20 protein-coding genes and 1 tRNA gene are annotated in these 19,659 nt (G+C 65.2%); 3 read left to right on the top strand and 18 right to left on the bottom strand.

Annotated elements, in window-relative coordinates:
• Positions 1-4 precede the first annotated feature (4 nt).
• The 10 genes from nuoG to tpiA form a co-directional block, all read right to left on the bottom strand.
• Positions 5-2,347 (bottom strand): NADH-quinone oxidoreductase subunit NuoG, encoded by a 2,343-nt coding sequence (gene nuoG / locus N4264_RS08895; RefSeq protein ID WP_261696686.1) that lies wholly within the window; start codon positions 2,345-2,347, stop codon positions 5-7.
• 13 nt (positions 2,348-2,360) lie between these two features.
• Positions 2,361-3,674, bottom strand: a complete 1,314-nt coding sequence (nuoF, locus tag N4264_RS08890) for an NADH-quinone oxidoreductase subunit NuoF (protein ID WP_261696685.1) — start codon at positions 3,672-3,674, stop codon at positions 2,361-2,363.
• A 102-nt stretch (positions 3,675-3,776) separates the two neighbouring features.
• Positions 3,777-4,304 (bottom strand): NADH-quinone oxidoreductase subunit NuoE, encoded by a 528-nt coding sequence (gene nuoE / locus N4264_RS08885; RefSeq protein ID WP_261696684.1) that lies wholly within the window; start codon positions 4,302-4,304, stop codon positions 3,777-3,779.
• A gap of 18 nt (positions 4,305-4,322) precedes the next feature.
• The gene (locus N4264_RS08880) at positions 4,323-5,576 is read right to left on the bottom strand and encodes an NADH-quinone oxidoreductase subunit D (RefSeq protein WP_261696683.1); all 1,254 of its coding nucleotides are present in this window, start codon (positions 5,574-5,576) and stop codon (positions 4,323-4,325) included.
• Between the two features lie 3 nt (positions 5,577-5,579).
• Positions 5,580-6,317, bottom strand: coding sequence for an NADH-quinone oxidoreductase subunit C (locus tag N4264_RS08875; RefSeq protein WP_261696682.1), 738 nt, complete (start codon positions 6,315-6,317; stop codon positions 5,580-5,582).
• Between the two features lie 12 nt (positions 6,318-6,329).
• The gene (locus tag N4264_RS08870; RefSeq protein WP_261696681.1) at positions 6,330-6,884 is read right to left on the bottom strand and encodes a NuoB/complex I 20 kDa subunit family protein; all 555 of its coding nucleotides are present in this window, start codon (positions 6,882-6,884) and stop codon (positions 6,330-6,332) included.
• Complete coding sequence (locus N4264_RS08865) at positions 6,875-7,231, bottom strand: NADH-quinone oxidoreductase subunit A (RefSeq protein WP_261696680.1); 357 nt, start codon at positions 7,229-7,231, stop codon at positions 6,875-6,877. Before N4264_RS08865 ends, N4264_RS08870 begins: the two co-directional genes overlap by 10 nt.
• A gap of 81 nt (positions 7,232-7,312) precedes the next feature.
• Positions 7,313-7,397 (bottom strand) — tRNA-Leu (locus tag N4264_RS08860).
• A 12-nt stretch (positions 7,398-7,409) separates the two neighbouring features.
• Complete coding sequence (gene secG, locus N4264_RS08855) at positions 7,410-7,877, bottom strand: preprotein translocase subunit SecG (protein WP_425508316.1); 468 nt, start codon at positions 7,875-7,877, stop codon at positions 7,410-7,412.
• Positions 7,878-7,900: 23 nt separating this feature from the next.
• Complete coding sequence (gene tpiA / locus N4264_RS08850) at positions 7,901-8,647, bottom strand: triose-phosphate isomerase (RefSeq protein WP_261696679.1); 747 nt, start codon at positions 8,645-8,647, stop codon at positions 7,901-7,903.
• 202 nt (positions 8,648-8,849) lie between these two features.
• Here tpiA and N4264_RS08845 point away from each other — a divergent pair, with 202 nt between their 5' ends.
• Positions 8,850-9,680 (top strand): SDR family NAD(P)-dependent oxidoreductase, encoded by an 831-nt coding sequence (locus N4264_RS08845; protein ID WP_261696678.1) that lies wholly within the window; start codon positions 8,850-8,852, stop codon positions 9,678-9,680.
• A 169-nt stretch (positions 9,681-9,849) separates the two neighbouring features.
• Here N4264_RS08845 and N4264_RS08840 read toward each other — a convergent pair whose 3' ends face one another.
• From N4264_RS08840 to rlmE, 5 genes are all read right to left on the bottom strand, one after another.
• Positions 9,850-10,785, bottom strand: coding sequence for an isopenicillin N synthase family dioxygenase (locus tag N4264_RS08840; protein WP_261696677.1), 936 nt, complete (start codon positions 10,783-10,785; stop codon positions 9,850-9,852).
• Between the two features lie 76 nt (positions 10,786-10,861).
• Positions 10,862-12,208, bottom strand: coding sequence for a phosphoglucosamine mutase (gene glmM, locus N4264_RS08835; protein ID WP_261696676.1), 1,347 nt, complete (start codon positions 12,206-12,208; stop codon positions 10,862-10,864).
• A gap of 91 nt (positions 12,209-12,299) precedes the next feature.
• Positions 12,300-13,187, bottom strand: a complete 888-nt coding sequence (folP, locus tag N4264_RS08830; protein WP_261696675.1) for a dihydropteroate synthase — start codon at positions 13,185-13,187, stop codon at positions 12,300-12,302.
• 148 nt (positions 13,188-13,335) lie between these two features.
• A complete protein-coding gene (ftsH, locus tag N4264_RS08825) occupies positions 13,336-15,279 on the bottom strand; it encodes an ATP-dependent zinc metalloprotease FtsH (RefSeq protein WP_261696674.1) in 1,944 nt (647 codons plus the stop codon).
• A gap of 12 nt (positions 15,280-15,291) precedes the next feature.
• Entirely contained in the window at positions 15,292-15,912 is a 621-nt protein-coding gene (gene rlmE, locus N4264_RS08820) for a 23S rRNA (uridine(2552)-2'-O)-methyltransferase RlmE (RefSeq protein WP_261696673.1), read from the bottom strand.
• 102 nt (positions 15,913-16,014) lie between these two features.
• Here rlmE and yhbY point away from each other — a divergent pair, with 102 nt between their 5' ends.
• On the top strand, positions 16,015-16,311 hold the full coding sequence (gene yhbY, locus N4264_RS08815) for a ribosome assembly RNA-binding protein YhbY (protein WP_261696672.1): 297 nt from the start codon (positions 16,015-16,017) through the stop codon (positions 16,309-16,311).
• Between the two features lie 7 nt (positions 16,312-16,318).
• Positions 16,319-16,690 carry an Mth938-like domain-containing protein gene (locus tag N4264_RS08810; protein WP_261696671.1) on the top strand — a complete coding sequence of 124 codons (372 nt, stop codon included), beginning with the start codon at positions 16,319-16,321 and terminating at the stop codon, positions 16,688-16,690.
• A 54-nt stretch (positions 16,691-16,744) separates the two neighbouring features.
• On the opposite strand, the gene N4264_RS08805 is transcribed toward N4264_RS08810, so the two are convergent.
• From N4264_RS08805 to N4264_RS08795, 3 genes are all read right to left on the bottom strand, one after another.
• Positions 16,745-17,665 carry a sigma-70 family RNA polymerase sigma factor gene (locus N4264_RS08805; protein WP_261696670.1) on the bottom strand — a complete coding sequence of 307 codons (921 nt, stop codon included), beginning with the start codon at positions 17,663-17,665 and terminating at the stop codon, positions 16,745-16,747.
• Between the two features lie 165 nt (positions 17,666-17,830).
• Positions 17,831-19,006 (bottom strand): peptidoglycan DD-metalloendopeptidase family protein, encoded by a 1,176-nt coding sequence (locus tag N4264_RS08800; protein ID WP_261696669.1) that lies wholly within the window; start codon positions 19,004-19,006, stop codon positions 17,831-17,833.
• 10 nt (positions 19,007-19,016) lie between these two features.
• A complete protein-coding gene (locus N4264_RS08795) occupies positions 19,017-19,622 on the bottom strand; it encodes a YqaA family protein (RefSeq protein WP_261696668.1) in 606 nt (201 codons plus the stop codon).
• Positions 19,623-19,659: the final 37 nt, after the last annotated feature.

Raw genomic sequence — 19,659 nt, 5'->3', positions numbered from 1 at the left:
GCGCTCATGCCTTGCTGATGCTGAGGTCTGCGCCGTAGGCCGGCAGCGCAGCGGTTTCAAGGTAGGCCGATTCGATCCAGGCACCGCCGGCAGGCACGTCCTGGCTGATCGTGACGGGCAGCGTCGCGATACCGACGGGGCCGGACACCTTGGCCACCATTCCCTGCTCCAGGCCCGCCTGCTTTGCGTCCGCCGGATGAAGGACGAGGCGGCCACCCACCGTCAGTGGATGCGACTGCAGGGGCACGCTGCGACGGAGCACGGCGTCACCGCGATACACCGGGACGGTGGCAATGCGCGCCAGGCCCGTGGGCTTGACCCGGTTGGCGACCTTGCCATTTGTCACCAGCGCGGCTGCGGGCCTGGCATTCATGGCCGCGCGGACATCGGCGATTTCGGTGAAATCGAAACCCGACACGCCGAGCTTGGCGCCCAGCGCACGCAGTACGCGCCAGCCCGGACGCGATTCACCGGCCGGCTTGGCACCGGCGGCAGCCACCTGGGCGGTGCCGTTGAGATTGACCAGGGTCGCGTCGATCTCCGGCGTCGCGGCGATCGGCAGGATGATGGTGGCGACGGCCTTGACGTTGTCGCTGGCGAAGGCGGAGAACGCCACCACCGTCTCGGCGGACGTCAGCGCCTGCATGGCCAGGCCACCGTCCGCAAAGTCGAACGGCGCTTCGGCTCCGTACAGCAGATAGGCCTTGCGCGGCTGCTGCAGCATGCTGCGCGCGTCGAGGCCACCAGCCTGCGGCAACACGCCGACTCGGCTCAGGCCGACGGCGTTGGCGCCGAGCGGAATTTCGTTGTAGCCGCTGTCGGTCGCCTGCGCGACCAGGCGGGCGGCCGCACGCAGGATGGACGCCTGCGGATGCATCGCGGCGGCTTCACCGACGATCAGTACCGAGGCAGTGGCGTCCTTCAGCGCAGCAACGGTCGCGCGCGCCGCATCATCCACCGCGATATCAGCCAGCAAGGGCTGGAGTTCGGCCGGTACGGCTACACCGGATTCAGCCGCAGCCTTGGCGAGCTTCAGGGCCTCATCGACCAGTGCCGCCGGAGCGGCGATGGTCTTGCCGGCGAAGTCGTAGTTGAAATCGAAATCGACCGGATTGAGGGCGAATACCTTGGCGCCCCGCTTGGCGGCCTTGCGCACGCGATGATTGATCAAGGGCAGCTCATGGCGCAGCCACGAGCCGACGAGGAGGACGGCACCGGCTTTTTCGATATCCGCGACCGGTGTCGAGAACCCGTTGCCGGCCGCGCCGTCGACGAAATCGAGCTGGCGCAGGCGGTGATCGATGTGCCTGGAATCCAGGCCGCGCGACAGGGCAGCCAGCAGGTGGCCTTCCTCGTTCGAGGTGGCCGGATGGACCAGCGTGCCGAGCTGGTCGCCGGACACGGTCTTGAGTTTCTCGGCGACCAGGGCCAGCGCTTCGTCCCAGCTGACGGCAACCCAGCCGCCGTTGCGCTTGACTTGCGGCTGCAGCGCACGGTCACTGGCGTAAAGGCCCTGGTGGCTGTAGCGGTCGCGGTCCGACAGCCAGCATTCGTTGATGGCTTCGTTGTCGCGCGGCACATGGCGCAGCACTTCGCCGCGGCGGGTGTGCAACCACAGGTTCGAACCCTGCGCGTCGTGATAGCCGATGCCTTCCCGGGCGACCAGTTCCCAGGCGCGGGCGCGGAAGCGGAACGGCTTATTGGTCAACGCGCCGACCGGGCAGACGTCGATGATGTTGCCACCGATCTCGCTCTCGATCGTCTTGCCGACATAGGTACCGATCTCCAGGTTTTCGCCGCGGCCCATGCCACCCAGTTCATAGGTACCGGCCACTTCACCGACGAAACGCACGCAGCGCGTGCACTGGATGCAGCGCGTCATCTCCGTCGCAATCAGCGGACCGATATCTTCGTCCGCCACGGCGCGCTTGCGCTCGACGAAGCGGCTGACCGAACGGCCATAGCCCATCGAGACGTCCTGCAATTCGCATTCACCGCCCTGATCGCAGATCGGGCAATCCAGCGGATGGTTGATCAGCAGGAACTCCATCACGTTGCGCTGCGAATTGAGCGCCTTGGCGGAGCGGGTCAGCACCTTCATGCCTTCCATGACCGGCGTGGCGCAGGCGGGCATCGGCTTGGGTGATTTTTCCACCTCGACCAGGCACATGCGGCAGTTGGCCGCGATCGGCAGCTTGTCGTGGTAGCAGAAACGCGGAATCGGCACGCCGGCCTTGTCGGCGGCATGAATGATCATCGAGCCTTTCGGCGCGGTCATTGGCTTGCCGTCGATCTCGATGTTGACGTGATCGGGCGGCGTGTTGGGATTGACGGGCTGGGCGCTCATCTGTCGGTCGTCCTCACGCGGCCTTGCCGAGCTGTTCGTCGACGAGCGAGCGCTTGTTGACGATGAAATATTCAAATTCGTGCCAGAAGTGGCGGAGCATGCCCTGCACCGGCCATGCGGCGGCTTCACCGAAGGCGCAGATGGTGTGGCCTTCGATCTGTCCGGCAGCCTGCTTGAGCATGGCCAGGTCAGACAGTTCGGCCTTGCCTTCCACGATGCGCGTCAGCATGCGGTACATCCAGCCCGTGCCTTCGCGACAGGGCGTGCACTGGCCGCAGGACTCGGCATAGTAAAAGCGGCTGATACGCTGGCAGGCGCGCACCATGCAGGTGGTTTCATCCATCACGATAACGGCGCCCGAGCCCAGGCCCGAACCGGCCTTCTGGATCGAGTCGTAGTCCATCGTGCATTCGAGCATCGTCGCCGCCGGCAGCACCGGCATGGACGACCCGCCGGGAATCACCGCCTTGAGCTGGCGGCCGCCGCGAACGCCACCAGCCATTTCGAGCAGGTCCTTGAACGAGGTGCCGAGGCGGATCTCGTAATTGCCGGGCTTGTTCACATGGCCGGAGACCGAGAAGATCTTCGGTCCGCCGTTGTTGGCCTTGCCCAGGTTCAGGAACCACTCCGCGCCATTGCGCAGGATGGCCGGCACCGAGGCGTAGGTTTCCGTGTTGTTGATCGTCGTGGGACGCCCGTACAGGCCGAAACCGGCCGGGAACGGCGGCTTGAAGCGCGGCTGGCCCTTCTTGCCTTCGAGCGATTCCATCAACGCGGTTTCCTCGCCGCAGATGTAGGCGCCGGCGCCGAGGGCGCCGTAGATGTCGCAGTCGATGCCCGAGCCCTGGATGTTCTTGCCCAGCAGGCCCGCCGCGTAGGCTTCCTTGAGCGCCTCCTCGAAGTGCTCGAAGGGTTCGTGGTGGAACTCACCCCGCAGGTAGTTGTAGGCCACGGTGGAACCGGTGCAGTAGCACGCGATTGCCAGGCCCTCGATCACCGAGTGCGGGTTGAAACGCAGGATGTCGCGGTCCTTGCAGGTGCCCGGCTCGGATTCGTCCGAATTGCACAGGATGTACTTCTGGCCCGGCGCCGTGCGCGGCATGAAGGACCACTTCAGGCCAGTCGGGAAACCGGCACCGCCACGGCCACGCAGCGCGCTCTTCTTGATCTCTTCGATCAAGGCGCCCGGATCAGGCTTCTCGGCAAGGATCTTCCGCCACGCCTGGTAGCCGTCGACCTTGAGGTAATTGTCGTACGACCACGGCTTGTCGAAATGCAGCGTGGTGTAGACGACTTGGTGTTCTTGTGGTGCCGGTCCGAATGCCATACCCGTTCACTCTTGATGTGCAGGAGGCCGCCCTGGTGCGATGTCCCGTATTCGATGACGCATCGCGGCCCAGGCCGCTGCTACAACACGTACTCAATTGCCTTATTTAAGGCCGTCGAGGATCTCGTCCACTTTTTCCGTGGTGAGGTTTTCATGGTAGTGGCCGTTGACCACCATCATCGGCGCGCCGCAACAGGCAGCCAGGCATTCCTCTTCCTTCTTGAGGTAGATGCGGCCGTCCGGCGTGCTCTCGCCGAGCTTGACGCCCAGCTTCTTCTCGCAATAACGCACGACGTCTTCCGCGCCATTGAGCCAGCAGGAGATATTCGTACAGATCGCCACATTGTTGCGGCCGACTTTCTCCGTCTCGAACATCGAGTAGAAGCTGGCCACTTCGTAGGCCCACACCGTCGGCAGACCAAGGTACTTGGCCACGGCGGTGATCAGTTCGTCGGTGAGCCAGCCCTGGTTCTGTTCCTGTGCGGCAAACAGTCCCTGGATCAGCGCCGAGCGCTTGCGGTCCGGCGGGAATTTCGACACCCAGTGATCGATGTGGTGACGCGTGTGCTCGGTGAGCGCGACCATCGGGTCGACGTCTTTCACCTGTTCGTGGTTGCCAGTGGCCTTCATGGAATGACTCCCGTCGCCTCAGCGGTCGACTTCGCCGAATACGATGTCGTAGGTGCCGATCATCGCAACGACGTCGGGCAGCATGTGACCGCGCACGATGGCGTCCATCGACGACAGGTGCGCAAAACCAGGGGCACGGACCTTCAACCGGAACGGCTTGTTCGCGCCGTCGGAAACCAGGTAGATACCGAATTCGCCCTTGGGCGCCTCGACCGCACTGTAGGTTTCACCGACCGGCACGCAATAGCCTTCGGTGAACAACTTGAAGTGGTGGATGAGGGCTTCCATGTCGTCCTTCATCTCTTCGCGAGACGGCGGCGACACCTTGAAATTCTGGATCATCACCGGGCCGGGATTGGCCCTGAGCCAGCGTACGCACTGCTCGATGATGCGGTTGGACTGGCGCATCTCCTCGATGCGGACCAGGTAACGGTCGTAGCAATCGCCCTTCACACCAACCGGGATATCGAAATCCATGTCGGCGTAGGCCGCGTAGGGCTGCTTCTTGCGCAGGTCCCACGCCACACCGGAACCACGCAGCATGACGCCGGTCATGCCCCACGCCAGCGCCTGCTCCGGCGGAATCACGCCGATGCCGACGGTGCGCTGCTTCCAGATGCGGTTGTCCGTCAGCAGGGTCTCGTACTCGTCGACCTTGCTGTAGAAATCTTTGCAGAAGGCTTCGAGGAAATCGAGCATCGAACCTTCGCGCCATTCGTTCATGCGCTTGAGGTCATTGCCCTTGTGCCAACGCGATTCCTTGTACTGCGGCATGCGGTCCGGCAGGTCGCGGTAGACACCGCCCGGCCGGTAATAGGTGGCATGCATGCGCGCGCCGCTGACCGCCTCGTAGCAATCCATCAGTTCTTCGCGCTCACGGAACGCGTAGAGGAAGACCGCCATGGCGCCGAGGTCGAGCGCGTTCGATCCGATCCACATGAGGTGGTTCAGGATGCGCGTGATCTCGTCGAACATCGTGCGGATGTACTGCGCACGGATCGGGGCCTCGACACCGAGCAGCTTCTCGATGGCCCGCACATAGGCGTGCTCGTTGCACATCATCGAGACGTAGTCCAGGCGATCCATGTAACCGATCGACTGGTTGAAGGGCTTGGACTCGGCCAGTTTTTCGGTACCGCGATGCAGCAGGCCGACGTGCGGGTCGGCGCGCATGATGGTCTCGCCATCCATCTCCAGCACCAGGCGCAGCACGCCATGAGCCGCCGGATGCTGCGGGCCGAAGTTGATCGTGTAGTTGCGGATTTCCTGCATGGCTTACTTCCCCGCCGCCGCGCCGCCGGCCGCAGCCTCGGCCTGGGCCTGTTCGTAGCGCGAATCGTCGCGGATCACGCGCGGCACCAGCACGCGCGGTTCGATCGAGACGGGCTCGTAGATGACGCGTTGCAGTTCGGCGTCGTAGCGCACTTCGACGTTGCCGATCAGCGGAAAATCCTTGCGGAACGGATGGCCGACGAAACCGTAGTCGGTGAGGATGCGGCGCAGGTCCGGATGACCTTCAAACACGATGCCGTACAGATCGAAGGCCTCGCGCTCGAACCAGTTGGCGACGGGATAGAGCTCGGTCAGCGACGCGACGATCGGCAGCGCATCATCCGCGCACAGGGTCCGCACGCGCACGCGGCGGTTGTGCTTGACCGACAGCAGGTGCACCACGACACCGAAACGGTTTGACTTCTTCTCGACCTGCGGGCGTTCGTTCCAGCTGAAGCGCCCCGGGCCCTTGCCCTCGACGCCGCGCGAAAATCCTTCGTTGGAAACGTCGGTGGTATCCCACTCGGTCTGGCCGTAACCGAGGTAGTCGACGCCGCAGACGTCGATCAGCTGTTCGAAGTGGAAATCCGGGTCGTCCCGCAGCAAGCGGGCCACCGCCAGCCAGCGCTCGGGCTTGACTTCCACCGTGGTTTCGCCGCGCCATTGGATGACGTTCACGGCGTCGTCGCCCAGACGCGCGGTAAGGCGCTGCGCCAGGCTCATAGGCGTGTTCTCGCTCATGCGGGTCGTCCGTTAGCGCGCGATGGTGTTGGTACGACGGATTTTCTTCTGCAACTGCAGAATGCCGTAGACGAGCGCCTCGGCCGTCGGCGGACAGCCGGGGACGTAGACGTCGACCGGCACGATGCGGTCACAACCGCGCACCACCGCGTAGGAATAGTGGTAGTAGCCGCCGCCGTTGGCGCACGAGCCCATCGAGATGACCCACTTCGGATCGGGCATCTGGTCATAGACCTTGCGCAGCGCCGGAGCCATCTTGTTGACCAGGGTACCGGCGACGATCATCACGTCAGACTGGCGCGGCGACGGACGGAAGACCACGCCGTAGCGGTCAAGGTCCAGGCGCGCGGCACCGGCGTGCATCATCTCGACGGCGCAGCAGGCCAGGCCGAAGGTCATCGGCCACATCGAGCCGGTGCGGGCCCAGTTGATCAGGTCGTCCATGCGCGCGGTAGCAAATCCGCGTTCGATGAGCGGATTGTCGTCCCCGGGCCGCAGGATGTCGTCGACCGTGGAGATCGGCACCGGGTTGTGCATCACCCGGCTGACGCTGTCGATCACTCCCATTCCAGCGCCCCCTTCTTCCAGACGTAAACGAAACCGACCACCAGCAGGGCCAGGAAAAGGCCCATTTCGATCAGCGCGACGATACCGATTTCCTTGAACACGACGGCCCACGGAAACAGGAACGCGATTTCCAGATCGAAGATGATGAACAGGATGGCGATCAGGTAATAGCGCACGTCAAATTTCATGCGCGCGTCTTCGAAGGCCTCGAAGCCGCATTCGTATGCCGATCGCTTTTCTTGACCAGGCCGCTTGGGGCCTAGCAGGGTGCCGACGGCGAGCAGGACGAGGCCCAGCCCGGTGGCAATACCGAGGAACAGAAGGATGGGCCAATATTCGGCAAGCACGAGTCTGCGAACCTCCGCATCAAACGTCGATGCATCAGCGATCGCGAAGCCGTGCATCTTGCCGCGCGACCGTAACTAGATTGGTGCCCAAAGGGGGACTCGAACCCCCACGACCTAAGTCGCTACCACCTCAAGGTAGTGCGTCTACCAATTCCGCCATCTGGGCAATGTATTCCAACTAGTTCTTCTTTGACTCGTCCGCCTTGGCTTTGGTCTCGCCTTCGGCCGGAGCGGCCGCGGCAGGAGTAGCGGGCTTGGGCACGTCGGAAGCCGGCGGTGCCGCCACGGCCGGAGCCGGGGTCGCGGCCTGCGGAACGTCGCTGGCGGGCGACGTGGCAGGTGCTTTTTCGGTGGCCGCAGGTGCCTCGACGCCGGACATGATACCCAGATCGCTCTGCGGCGCTACTTTGCCACTGCGAGCCAGATACATGCCCATGCCCAGACTGAGCAGGAAGAACATAGCGGCCAGGATCGCCGTGGCTCGCGACAGGAAGTTCGCCGATCCGCGCGCACCGAACACCGTTGCCGACGCGCCGGATCCGAAACCGGAACCCGCGTCTGCACCGGCGCCGCGCTGCAGCAGAATCAGCGCCACCATCGCCACTGCGATCAGAATGTAAAACACGTTGAAGATCGTGGGCAGCATTTCGATCCAACCGGGCGTCGCGCTTATCGCGCCGCCATGCAAATCGCCAGGAAATCGGAGGCCACGAGGGACGCTCCGCCGATCAAGCCACCGTCAACATCAGCCTGGGCGAAAAGCTCGGCTGCATTGCCCGGTTTCACGCTACCACCATAAAGGATGCGTAGCGAGTTGGCGATTGTAGCATCGTGAATGGCGAGTTGGCTACGGATAAACGCATGGACTTGCTGCGCCTGTTCCGAGGTCGCGGTGCGACCGGTACCAATCGCCCAGACCGGCTCGTACGCCACGACCGCGTTACCAAAAGCGGCTATGCCGGCCGCGGCAAGCACGGCCTGAATCTGAGCCCCCACCACGGATTCGGTCTCGCCGGCTTCGCGCTGGACCAGGGTCTCTCCGACGCACAGGACCGGCACCAGACCCGCCTCCTGGGCACGCACGAACTTGGCGGCAACCTGCCCGTTCGACTCGGCATGGTACTGGCGACGCTCGGAGTGACCGACCAGCGCCAACGTGCAACCGATATCGGCCGCCATCGAGGCAGCGACGTCGCCGGTGAACGCCCCCTGCGCCTGCTCGCTGACATCCTGTACGCCGACGGCCACCGCGCCACGCCGGGCGTCAGCCGCGATTTCACCCGCATAGACGAAGGGCGGGAACACGGCTACCTCGATGCCCTCCGGCACACCGGCGGCGACCGCGTGCACCAGCTCGGCCGCGCTGGCGCGCGTTCCGTGCATTTTCCAGTTTCCGGCGACCAGCTTGCGGCGCATAGGACGGGCCCGTTCGAGAGGGCGCGAAGGATAACGGCGGTCCAGCGGCGGTGCAACGCGGCCATGAGTCGCAGGATACGGCCCGGGAGCAGGCTTTGCAGCAACCGGCCGTCCATCTAGAGTCACCCAGTCCGGTCAGTGGCGTGCACGCGTCGTCCTTTGCCCACGCCAATGCCATTCCCTTGCCACGGAGAGACACCGAATGAATGCACCTGCGTCACGCTGGGCCCTGGTCACCGGCGCATCGGCCGGTATCGGCGAGGCGTTTGCCCGCGAGCTGGCGGGCAAGGGCATCCACCTGGTCCTGACCGCCCGCCGCGAAGACCGGCTCACCGCTCTGGCCGAAGACCTGCGCAGCCGCCACGACATCCGCACCGAAACCATCGCCGCCGACCTTGCCCGGCCCGATGCATCCGCGCGCCTGTGCGAGGAGCTCGACCGGCGCGGCATCACGATCGACATCCTGATCAACAATGCCGGCTACGGCGTGCCGGGCCACTACCTGGCGCAGCCATGGACCGTCCACGCGGATTTCCTGCAGGTACTCGTCACGGCTCCCTGCGAACTGGCCTACCGGCTGCTTCCCGGGATGCAACGGCGCGGCTACGGCCGTATTGCGAACATCGCCTCCCTTGCCGGTCACGTACCCAGCTCTGCCGGACACGCCATGTATGCCGCGTCCAAGGCATTCCTGATCAAGTTCTCCCAGTCGCTGGCCCTGGAAAATCGGGATAAGGACATCCGTGTCTGCGCGGTGTGCCCCGGCTTCACCTTCTCGGAATTCCATGACGTCACTGGCGCGCGGGCCCAGGTATCGACGATGCCACGCTGGATGTGGATGACCTCCGAAGAGGTGGCGCGCGAGGGCTGGAGCGCGGTGGAACGCGGTGACATCGTCCATGTCACGGGTCGTGTGAACCGGCTGATCAAGACCCTGATCAAGCTGCTGCCCGACCGCCTCGCCCTCAACCTGGTCCAGCGACGGTCGAAGAGCTACCGGGTAATGGATCCGCAGCAGGGAACGGCTGAATAGCGCTCCCCGGGGCTTGCTCACCCGCTTCCCCGTCGGCAGGGAGCCCCCGGCCCTCTCCACACCACCGTACACCTTTCACCTCCAGGCAGGTGCGCCCTGCCGGGCGCACAAACAAAAGCGCACGGCCGTTTCCGGCCGCGCGCTCGTTCTGCAGTACGTGATTGGCGTATCAGACGAGCTTGATCTCGCGCAGGCGTTCCATCAGGTACTCGTGCGACGTAATGGACGTGTCGTAGCGGCGCGGGTTGTCCGCGGTGACGCAGGCGGGCAGCGGGTCGAGCACGACGTCCGGGTTAGGGTGCAGGAAGAACGGCACCGAATAGCGCGGCTTGCGTGCTTCGTCGCCCGGCGGATTGACCACGCGGTGGGTCGTCGAGGGGTATACGTGATTGGTCAGGCGCTGCAGCATGTCGCCGATATTGACCACGATGGTGTCCGCATCCGCCGTGAACGGCACCCACTCGCCCTTGCGCGATTTGACTTCCAGGCCCGCTGCGCTGGCGCCGACCAGGAGAGTGATGAAATTGATGTCTTCATGCGCGCCGGCACGCACGTTCGGCACATCGGGCGTCGTGATCGGCGGATAGTGGATCGGGCGGAGGATGGAATTGCCGAAGTTGGTCTTGTCTTCGAAGAAGATTTCCGGCAACCCGATATGCAACGCCAGCGCGCGCAGCACACGCGACCCCAGCTGGTCGAGCGCCGTGTACAGGCCGTAGCCGTATTCCTTAAAGCCTGCGACTTCTTCCGGCCAGAGGTTCGGCGCCATGATGTCCGCGAATTCGGAATCGCGTGGGATCTCGCGGCCCACGTGCCAGAACTCTTTGAGATCGGGATATCGCGAGTCTTTTGCCGTCTCCACGCCGAACGGCGTGTAGCCGCGCGCACCGCCGGTACCTGGCAGGTGGTACTTCATCTTCACTTCGGTCGGCAAGGCGAAGAACGCGCGGAAGCGCTCATAGGCGCCGTGGATCAGTTCGTCGCTGATGCCGTGGCCGCGGATGCCGCAAAAACCCCATTCGCGGTAGGCCGCACCGAGTTCGGCGACGAAGGCGTCGCGGTCACTGTCGAAGCGACGGATATCAAGGGTAGGAATGACGGACATATCGGTTTCCATGATGAGGCGAGGAGGCGCCAGGGCGCCGGCGTTCGGCGCCGCCGCGGCACCGCTTGCCCAAGGATTACTGTACGGCCGCGGATTCTACGGCGCTGGCCAGTCGGGCAGCCAGCGTATCGACCAGCGCGACGTCGGCCGCTTCGATCGTCACCCGCACCAGCGGCTCCGTTCCCGAGGCGCGCAGGACCAGGCGCCCACGCCCTTCCAGTTCGCGCTCGACCGCCCGCCGCGCATCCAGCACGGTGCCATGATCGAGCAACCGGGCGCCGTCGGCGACGCGCACGTTGACGGTTTTCTGCGGCAAGCGCGTCCATCCGGCCGCCAGCTCGGCCAGTGAACGGCCACTGCGGACGACACACTCAAGGACCTGCAAGGCGCTGACGATGCCGTCACCCGTCGTGGCGCGATCCAGGCACAGGATATGGCCGGACGTCTCGCCGCCGAGCAGGCCGCTGTGCTGCTTGAGCTGCTGGAGGACGTAGCGGTCCCCCACCTTCGCACGGACAAACCCGATTCCGGCCTGGGCGAAACACTGCTCCAGCCCGAAATTGGTCATCAACGTGCCCACGACCGGGCCGCGCAGCCGGTTGCTGGCGCGCCACCCCGCCGCCAGGATGTACAGGATGTCATCGCCATCGATCAGTCGGCCGGCATGGTCGACGAACTGCACCCGGTCGCCGTCGCCATCGAAGGCGATGCCCAGGTGCGCCCCCTGCTCGACCACCGCTTTCTGCAGCGCCGCGGGCTTGGTGGAGCCGCAATCGCGATTGATATTGAGTCCGTCAGGTTGCACGCCGATCGCAGTGACCTTCGCGCCGAGCTCCTCCAGGAGATTCGGCGCGATGTGGTAGGTCGCGCCGTGCGCGCAATCGACCACGATGCGCAGCCCGCGCAGGCTCAGGTCCGGCGGCACGGTGGATTTGCAGAATTCCGAATAGCGAGTGCGCGCATCCGCGATACGGTCAGCCTTGCCGATGCGTTCGGAAGAGACTGTCAGGAAGGGCGCTTCCAGCTCGGCTTCGATGGCGTGCTCGACCTCGTCGGCGAGTTTTTCACCATCCGCCGAAAAGAACTTGATGCCATTGTCCTGATGTGGATTATGCGACGCACTGATCACGATGCCCGCGCTGGCGCGCAGGGACCGTGTCAGGTAGGCGACCGCCGGCGTCGGCATCGGCCCGAGCAGGCGAACGTTGGCGCCCGAGGCGACCAGGCCCGCTTCCAGCGCCGATTCGAACATGTAGCCGGAAATTCGGGTGTCCTTGCCGATCAGTACCGTCGCGATACCCCGGTTGTCGGTGAGAACGGCGCCCGCGGCCCGGCCCAGCTTGAGCATGAATTCCGCGGTGATGGGCCACTCGCCGACGCGCCCGCGAATGCCGTCTGTCCCGAAATATTTGCGCTCGCTCATGTGTTGGGGCCAGTTTGAGGGTCGCGTAGGTTGCCAGACTCCTTTCCCGGGAGCCACCGAAGCGACCCTGATGCGGATTGCCCGCCCGATTTTACTCGTCGTCATCCCATCGCCGTGGCGCGGATCCGGTGCGTGGGCGCGATGGCGCATCGGCCACCGCCGCCCAGACGGCCAATGCGTCGCGGGTTGCGGCGACATCGTGCACGCGCACCAGCCCGGCGCCCCGCTGCACCGCAATCAGCGCCGCAACCGCCGAGGCAACGACACGGTCGCCCACCTCGCGGCCCGTAAGGGTGCCTAGCATCGATTTGCGCGACAGGCCGACCATCAGCGGGACGCCGAGCCCGGCCAGTGCCTTGAGCTGGCGCAGCAGCTCCAGGTTGTGTTCCAGCGACTTGCCGAAGCCGAAGCCCGGATCGACCAGGATGCGTTTCTTGTCGATGCCGGCCAGCTCGCAGGTAAAGATGCGATCGGCAAGGAAGCGTTTGACGTCGGCCACTACCTCCTCGTAATTCGGCGCCTCCTGCATGGTGCGCGGCTCGCCCTGCATGTGCATCAAGCACACCGGAACCTTCAGCTCGGCTGCCGCATCCAGTGCACCGGGCAGGCGCAGGGCCTGGACGTCATTGATCAGCCCCGCCCCGGCCGCGACGGCGGCGCGCATCACGTCGGGCTTGGAGGTATCGATCGACAAGGGAACCGTCGTCTGGCGCGCCAACCCCTCGATCACGGGGATGACGCGCGCCAGTTCCTCTTCTGCACTGACCGCTGTGGCCCCAGGCCGCGTTGACTCACCGCCGATATCCAGCAGGTCAGCGCCTTGCTCCACCAGGGCCAGTCCATGGGCAATCGCTGCCGCGGCGTCCGCGTGCCGTCCACCGTCCGAAAAGGAGTCGGGCGTGGTGTTGACGATGCCGCAGATCAACGGGCGGTCCAACACCAGCTCGCGTCCGTTGCACGACAAGGTGGGATAAAACATGGCGGCCACTCCCTCGTCCACGATCGGATGCCGGACTATCGCAGCCGGCAGCCGCCTTCGCCAAGCGCGCCTGCGTAGCGCGATGCCGTCTACCAAAGCAGCAAGGCCGCCCGAAGGCGGCCTTGCGAGGCATTCACCGCTGACGCAGTCAGTGATCGGATGGCAGCGCGTTGCGGCTGGTCACCGCCGGGCCGCCGATCGGGCTTTCGCCCCGTCCGCCGCTGTTGGCACTGCCGTTGCCGTTGCTGGGACGGTTGGTGCCGTTCCAGTCGCGCGGCGGCGGCGGTTCGCGGCCTTCCATGATGGCGTCGATCTGCGGCGCGTCGATGGTTTCGTACTGCAGCAGGGCGTTGGCCATGGTGTGCAGTTTGTCCATGTTGTCGGCCAGGATTTCGCGCGTCCGCTGGTAGGCGCGATCCAGGATGCCGCGAACAACCTCGTCGATCTTGCGCGCCGTCTCGTCCGAGACGTTCTTGTGCTGGGTGACCGAACGGCCGAGGAAGACTTCGTCCTCCTGCTCACCGTAGGCGACCGGACCGAGTTCGTCGGACAGGCCCCATTTGGTGACCATGTTGCGTGCCATCTGGGTGGCCCGCTCGATGTCGTTGGAGGCACCAGTGGTGACCTTGCCCGCACCGAAAATAAGCTCTTCGGCGACACGGCCGCCGTAGAGCGCACACAGGCGGCTCTCGAGCATGATCTTGTTCCAGCTGTACCGGTCGCCTTCGGGCAGGTACATGGTGACGCCCAGAGCGCGACCGCGCGGAATGATCGTGACCTTGTAGACGGGATCGTGCTCGGGCACCAGGCGGCCGATGATGGCGTGGCCGGCCTCGTGGTAGGCCGTGTTCCGCTTCTCTTCCTCGCTCATGATCATGGAGCGGCGTTCCGCGCCCATCATGATCTTGTCCTTGGCGCGGTCGAAATGCGTCATCGTCACTTCGCGCGAATTCTCGCGGGCAGCAAACAGGGCCGCCTCGTTGACGAGGTTGGCGAGGTCCGCACCCGAGAAGCCCGGCGTGCCGCGCGCGATCACCAGCGGGTCGACGTCGGTCGCGACCGGCACCTTGCGCATGTGGACCTTGAGGATCTGTTCGCGGCCACGCACGTCAGGCAGCGGCACCACGACCTGGCGATCGAAGCGGCCCGGGCGCAGCAGCGCCGGATCGAGCACGTCGGGGCGGTTGGTGGCGGCAATGACGATGATGCCTTCATTGCCCTCGAACCCGTCCATCTCGACGAGGAGCTGGTTCAGCGTCTGCTCGCGCTCGTCATGACCACCGCCGAGGCCGGCGCCGCGATGGCGGCCGACAGCGTCGATTTCGTCGATGAAGATGATGCACGGCGCGTGCTTCTTCGCCTGTTCGAACATGTCGCGGACGCGCGCGGCGCCCACGCCGACGAACATCTCGACGAAATCCGAACCGGAAATGGTGAAGAACGGCACCTTGGCCTCGCCGGCGATCGCCTTGGCGAGCAGGGTCTTGCCCGTACCGGGCGAACCGACCATCAGCACGCCGCGCGGGATCTTGCCGCCCAGCTTCTGGAACTTGCCCGGGTCACGCAGGAAGTCGACCAGTTCCTTGACCTCTTCCTTGGCCTCGTCGCAGCCGGCGACGTCAGCGAAGGTGATCTTGACCTGGTCCTCGCCCTGCAGGCGCGCCCGCGAACGGCCGAAGCTCATCGCGCCGCGGCCACCGCCGCCGGACTGCATCTGGCGCATCACATAGATCAGGAACCCGATGAAAATCAGGAACGGCAGCCAGTTGACGAGGATGCCGACGACCGAGATACCGTTGTCGGTGGGTTCGACGCGCAGTTTCTCGACGTTCTTCTCGAGGTCGGCCATGTTGGCCTCGGTCAGGATCGCCGTGGTGCGCACGGAGCTGCCATCCTTGAGCTTGGCTTCGATCGTGCGGCCGTCGTTCTTGACCAGGACCTCGCCCACGCTGTTGCGCTTGACGCGATCCATGAACTCCGAATAGGCCAGTTCCTGCGGGCCCGCGCCGCGCGGGTTGAATTGCTGGAATACGGTCATCAGCACGGCGGCGATGATCAGCCAGATCAGCAGGTTCTTTGCCATGTCATTCATCAAGTTAACTCCTCACGCGCGCTTGCCCTGGGCCAGCGCATAGACTTCGTTGGATCGCGCCCGCGAAGCCTTTGGTTTACGGATGCTGACGCGTGAAAAGCTCGCCCGCAAGTTCCGTACGTAATCATCAAAGCCGACGCCCTGGAACAACTTGATCAGGAAGTTGCCCCCGGGCTTGAGCCAGTTCTGCGCAAATTCCAGCGCCAGCTCGGAAAGATGCATTGCCCGTGCCTGATCGACGACGTCGACGCCGCTCATATTGGGGGCCATATCCGAGAGAACAAGGTCCACCGGCGCCCCGCCCAGCTGGGCCTCCAGTTCCTTCAGCACGGAATCTTCGCGGAAATCACCGCAAATGAAGTCAACGCCGCTGATTCCCTGCATTGGCAGGATATCCAGGGCAATCACCCGGCCCTGCCCTTTCAGGCGTTCATTGACCAGCTGCGACCATCCGCCCGGCGCGGCACCGAGGTCGACCACCACCATGCCCGGCTTGAGCAGCCGGTCGCGCTCCAGCAACTCGTCCAGTTTGAACGCCGCGCGCGACCGATAGCCCTCCGCCTGGGCCTTCTTGACGTACGGGTCGTTGAAATGTTCCTGCAGCCAGCGATGGCTGCTCTTGCTGCGTGACATGGCGGATCGGAGTGCCGGGAAGCGGCCGGACGCGAGGGAGGGGGCGCGCATGATACCCTGTCGGCTTCCTCTGCGGCGGAATTGCCGCCCGAATCGAGACCCATGACCCTGACCAATAGCCAGCGCCGCTATCTGCGCGGCCTCGCCCACGACCTCAAGCCCGTCATTCTTGTCGGCGCCAAAGGTATTTCCGACGCCCTCGTCCAGGAATTCGGCCTGGCCCTGGACCACCACGAACTGGTGAAGGTGCGCATTCCGGCCGAAGACCGCGAAGATTTCGCCGCCATGGTCGTCCGGCTGGCCGAAGCCAGCGGCGCCGAGACGGTGCAGACGATCGGCCGCACGGCGGTGTATTTCCGCCGCAACAAGGACGAACCCAAGATCGCCCTGCCGCGCTGACCCGTCCATGCAGCTCTCGCTTAACCGACCGGGTGAATACCTGTTCGTCCGGGCCGTGGCAACGGACGCGGTAACGGTCGTGGACCGTCCGCTGACTCGCAGCTTCATCCTGGCGCCAGAACGGGCCATCGAGGACTGGGAAGTCAGCGCGGGATCCGTCCTGGAGCCCCGGCACGTCGAGCCCATCCTGGCGCTCAATCCCGCCGTGGCCATCCTGGGCACAGGCGGCCGCATCGTCTTTCCGCCCGCCGCGGTGCTGGCGGAATTCCTGACCCGGGGCATCGGCGTGGAAGTCATGGACAACGCCGCCGCCGCGCGCACCTACAACGTCCTGGTCAGCGAAGGGCGGCGGGTGGTCGTGGCGTTCATTCTGCCCTGATCGACGCCCGGGCTCTTTCGATCCGCCCGACGCGCCGGTTTTCCGGCGCAATCATCAGGACGGCGTCCCGCTCCGGCCGACCCCCTCTGCTTCGCCCAGCCGGCGCAACCGCGTCAGGGCTTCGACCTGGATCTGGCGTACCCGCTCGCGGGTGAGGCCCAGATCCGTGGCGATCTCGGCAAGGGTCTGGGCCGCATTGCCGGCCAGACCGTAACGGCGTTCCAGCACCAGCCGCTGCCGCGGCGTCAGCTTGTCGAGCCAGTCCGGCAGGCGGCCGCCGGCCAGCTCGGCAAAAATACCCCCGCCACTGCCCGCCTCCGATTCAGCCGCGATCTGCTCGACCAGGGCGCGGTCGTCGTCCTCGGACATCGGCGCATCCAGCGAGCGGATCTCCTCGGTCATGCAGAATAGTGCAGCGACTTCGGCCATTGGCTTGTTCACGGCATGGGCGAGCTCTTCCTGGGTGGGGTAGCGCCCCAGCGCACCGATCAGTTCGCGGCGCGCCTTCAGCACCTGGGCCAGCTCGCGCAGCACATGGACCGGCACGCGCACGGTGCGCCCCTGCTGCATGAGCGCACGCTGCACCGATTCACGGATCCACCAGGTGGCGTAGGTCGAAAAACGCAGGCCGCGCCCAGGGTCGAACTTCTCCACCGCACGAATCAGGCCGAGGTTTCCCTCGGCGATGAGGTCCAGCAACGGAACGCCGCGCCCCACGTAGCTACGCGCGACTGCCACGACCAGGCGCAGGTTGGCCTCGATCATCTGCCGGCGTGCGTCACAGTCACCGCGCGCGACCTGTTCGCCCAGGTCGCGCTCACCGCCCGCGTCCAGCAACGGAATCAGCCCGATTTCATTGAGGTAGGCGCTGGTGGAATTGCGCGCCTCGTCGCCCTGGGCGGGCTCGATGACGTCGAGCAGGGCAAGCATGTCGTCGGCATCCAGCGACGTTTCTTCGCGGACTGGCTGGATCATTGCGCCAGGATACTACGATGCACGGTGGAGGCAGTCATGGGTCGGACGGCGCCTGTTTTTCCGGGTTTCTGGTGCCGCGGCAAGACGATCCGCCGCGGCGTTGTGACAAGGCTGCGCGCTGGCCGTCCACCTCGTCCGAAGTCCGACGCGTCCCGCCGGCTGCACTCAGCGCGGCGGCAGGTATTCGAGCGGGTTCACCGGCTTGCCGTTGCGACGGATTTCAAAATGCAACATTTCCCGACTGGAACCCATCGATCCCATCTCGGCAATCGCCTGCCCGGCTTTCACCGTGTCACCCTCTTTGACGAGGCGCTTGCGGTTATGGCCATAGGCCGACAGGAAGCTCGCCGAGTGTTTGACGATAACCAGTTCGCCGTACCCCAGCAGGCCATTACCGCTGTAGACGACGGAACCATCAGCTGCGGCATAGACCGGCGCACCCGCGGAGCCGGCGATATCGACGCCCTGGCGCGTCTGGTCGCCACCGACGTAGCTCGCAATGACCTTGCCGGCCGCCGGCCAACGCCATTTGATGCCGCCATTGCTGGCTACCGTGGCCGGCGGCGCGGTTGATGGCGGTACGGGCGGCGTGGATGCAGCCGCAGTGGCGCCGGAGGGCGTTGGCGTCAACGAGGTGACGGCCGGAGCAGAAGGCACTGCCGCGCCGGTCGTTGCGCCGGAACGGGGGTCAGCCACGGGCTTTGCGGCCGTGGCCGAAGCGGTCGATGCCGTCGCGCCCGCAGCGGCAGACGCGGCACCCGATGTGACCGGACGCGGCGGCGGCGAGGACGACAACGGCGTGATGGTGGAAATGCTCGTGGTGGTCGTACCCGGCGGCAACGTCGACGCGGACGCCGATGCGGTCGTCACCGGCGGGCTCGTGGCAGGGCGCGCCGGCGCGCTCTCCACCGGCTCGAACGGCGTCGGACTCGCCGGGCGCGGCGTACTGGCCGTCGACCGGGGCGCCGATTCCGCCGCAAAGGTCGCGGCGCCAGTGGCCTCGGTCGGCTCCTGGCCGAGCCGGATTTCCTGGCCAACGTAGATCCGGAACGGCGCCTCGATACGGTTCAACCTGGCCAGGTCGCGGTAGTCCATCCGGTTTTTGAAGGCGATGGAGTACAGCGTGTCGCCCGCCGCTACGCGATGCGTGGCGGGCGCCGCCGGGCGCGGTGCGCGGACAGGTTCAGCCGGGAGTTCACGGTCGCGCTCGTGCGAATTCACGGCGATGTCATCCACCGGTGCCGGGGGCGTGGAGGCGCAGGCGGCCAGCAGCAGGGCCAGCGGCAGCGCCCGTCCGCACCGGTACAGCTCACGCATTGAGTGATGCAGCTTCCGCTTCACGTCATTGACCTCAGTGCCGCAGCTTCAACCAGGCCACCAGGGCGATGAACACCACGACGGCCGCCCATCCGATCCATTCGATGTACTTGTGCAGCGCCGCCTCGGCGCGCGGTCCACCAAGCCGGATCAGGCCGGTCAGGAGATACACCCGCTTGCCGCGACCGACGACCATGCTGGCGATGAAGGCCACCATCGGCACGCCGACAATGCCCGACGCCCACGTGAAGATCTTGAGTGGAACCGGCATGAATCCCGCCACAACCAACAACCAGAACGCTGTCCAGGCGCTGTTGGCCACCGTTGCCTTGAGCGAAATCACCAGCGCGTCGATCTTGGGCAGCCAGCCCAGGTAGTCCAAAAGCGGACGCAGTGCCTCGAAGGCAAAATGGCCCAGAAAGTAACCAACCACCGCCCCGATCAACGAAAAGATCAGACTCACAGTGGCAAAACGCGCCCAGCGGGCTGGCCTGGCAAGCGTCATCGGCGCCAGCATCACTTCTGGCATCACCGGAAAGATGATGGCTTCGATGAAACTCAGCCCCGCCAGCAGCGCCTCGGCGCGCGGATGCGCCGCCCACGCGAGCGCTTTCTCGTACAACGGCTTGAACAACCTCACGGAAGACTCCTTCCTTGGATGGGCCGGCAAACGCTGC

Origin of the sequence: Tahibacter amnicola (assembly GCF_025398735.1) — a bacterium.
Taxonomy (GTDB): Bacteria; Pseudomonadota; Gammaproteobacteria; order Xanthomonadales; family Rhodanobacteraceae; genus Tahibacter; species Tahibacter amnicola.
This window is presented reverse-complemented; position numbering and strand designations above follow the sequence as displayed.

Excerpts from the sequence above, each read along its gene's own strand:
- rlmE (WP_261696673.1), bottom strand. The coding sequence starts at position 15,912 with ATGTCACGCAGCAAGAGCAGCCATCGCTGGCTGCAGGAACATTTCAAC.
- tpiA (WP_261696679.1), bottom strand. The coding sequence starts at position 8,647 with ATGCGCCGCAAGCTGGTCGCCGGAAACTGGAAAATGCACGGAACGCGC.
- nuoG (WP_261696686.1), bottom strand. The coding sequence starts at position 2,347 with ATGAGCGCCCAGCCCGTCAATCCCAACACGCCGCCCGATCACGTCAAC.
- nuoF (WP_261696685.1), bottom strand. The coding sequence starts at position 3,674 with ATGGCATTCGGACCGGCACCACAAGAACACCAAGTCGTCTACACCACG.
- N4264_RS08880 (WP_261696683.1), bottom strand. The coding sequence starts at position 5,576 with ATGCAGGAAATCCGCAACTACACGATCAACTTCGGCCCGCAGCATCCG.
- N4264_RS08810 (WP_261696671.1), top strand. The coding sequence starts at position 16,319 with ATGCAGCTCTCGCTTAACCGACCGGGTGAATACCTGTTCGTCCGGGCC.
- N4264_RS08870 (WP_261696681.1), bottom strand. The coding sequence starts at position 6,884 with ATGGGAGTGATCGACAGCGTCAGCCGGGTGATGCACAACCCGGTGCCG.
- N4264_RS08840 (WP_261696677.1), bottom strand. The coding sequence starts at position 10,785 with ATGTCCGTCATTCCTACCCTTGATATCCGTCGCTTCGACAGTGACCGC.
- N4264_RS08805 (WP_261696670.1), bottom strand. The coding sequence starts at position 17,665 with ATGATCCAGCCAGTCCGCGAAGAAACGTCGCTGGATGCCGACGACATG.
- glmM (WP_261696676.1), bottom strand. The coding sequence starts at position 12,208 with ATGAGCGAGCGCAAATATTTCGGGACAGACGGCATTCGCGGGCGCGTC.
- N4264_RS08845 (WP_261696678.1), top strand. The coding sequence starts at position 8,850 with ATGAATGCACCTGCGTCACGCTGGGCCCTGGTCACCGGCGCATCGGCC.
- folP (WP_261696675.1), bottom strand. The coding sequence starts at position 13,187 with ATGTTTTATCCCACCTTGTCGTGCAACGGACGCGAGCTGGTGTTGGAC.
- secG (WP_425508316.1), bottom strand. The coding sequence starts at position 7,877 with ATGCTGCCCACGATCTTCAACGTGTTTTACATTCTGATCGCAGTGGCG.
- ftsH (WP_261696674.1), bottom strand. The coding sequence starts at position 15,279 with ATGAATGACATGGCAAAGAACCTGCTGATCTGGCTGATCATCGCCGCC.
- nuoE (WP_261696684.1), bottom strand. The coding sequence starts at position 4,304 with ATGAAGGCCACTGGCAACCACGAACAGGTGAAAGACGTCGACCCGATG.
- N4264_RS08875 (WP_261696682.1), bottom strand. The coding sequence starts at position 6,317 with ATGAGCGAGAACACGCCTATGAGCCTGGCGCAGCGCCTTACCGCGCGT.
- yhbY (WP_261696672.1), top strand. The coding sequence starts at position 16,015 with ATGACCCTGACCAATAGCCAGCGCCGCTATCTGCGCGGCCTCGCCCAC.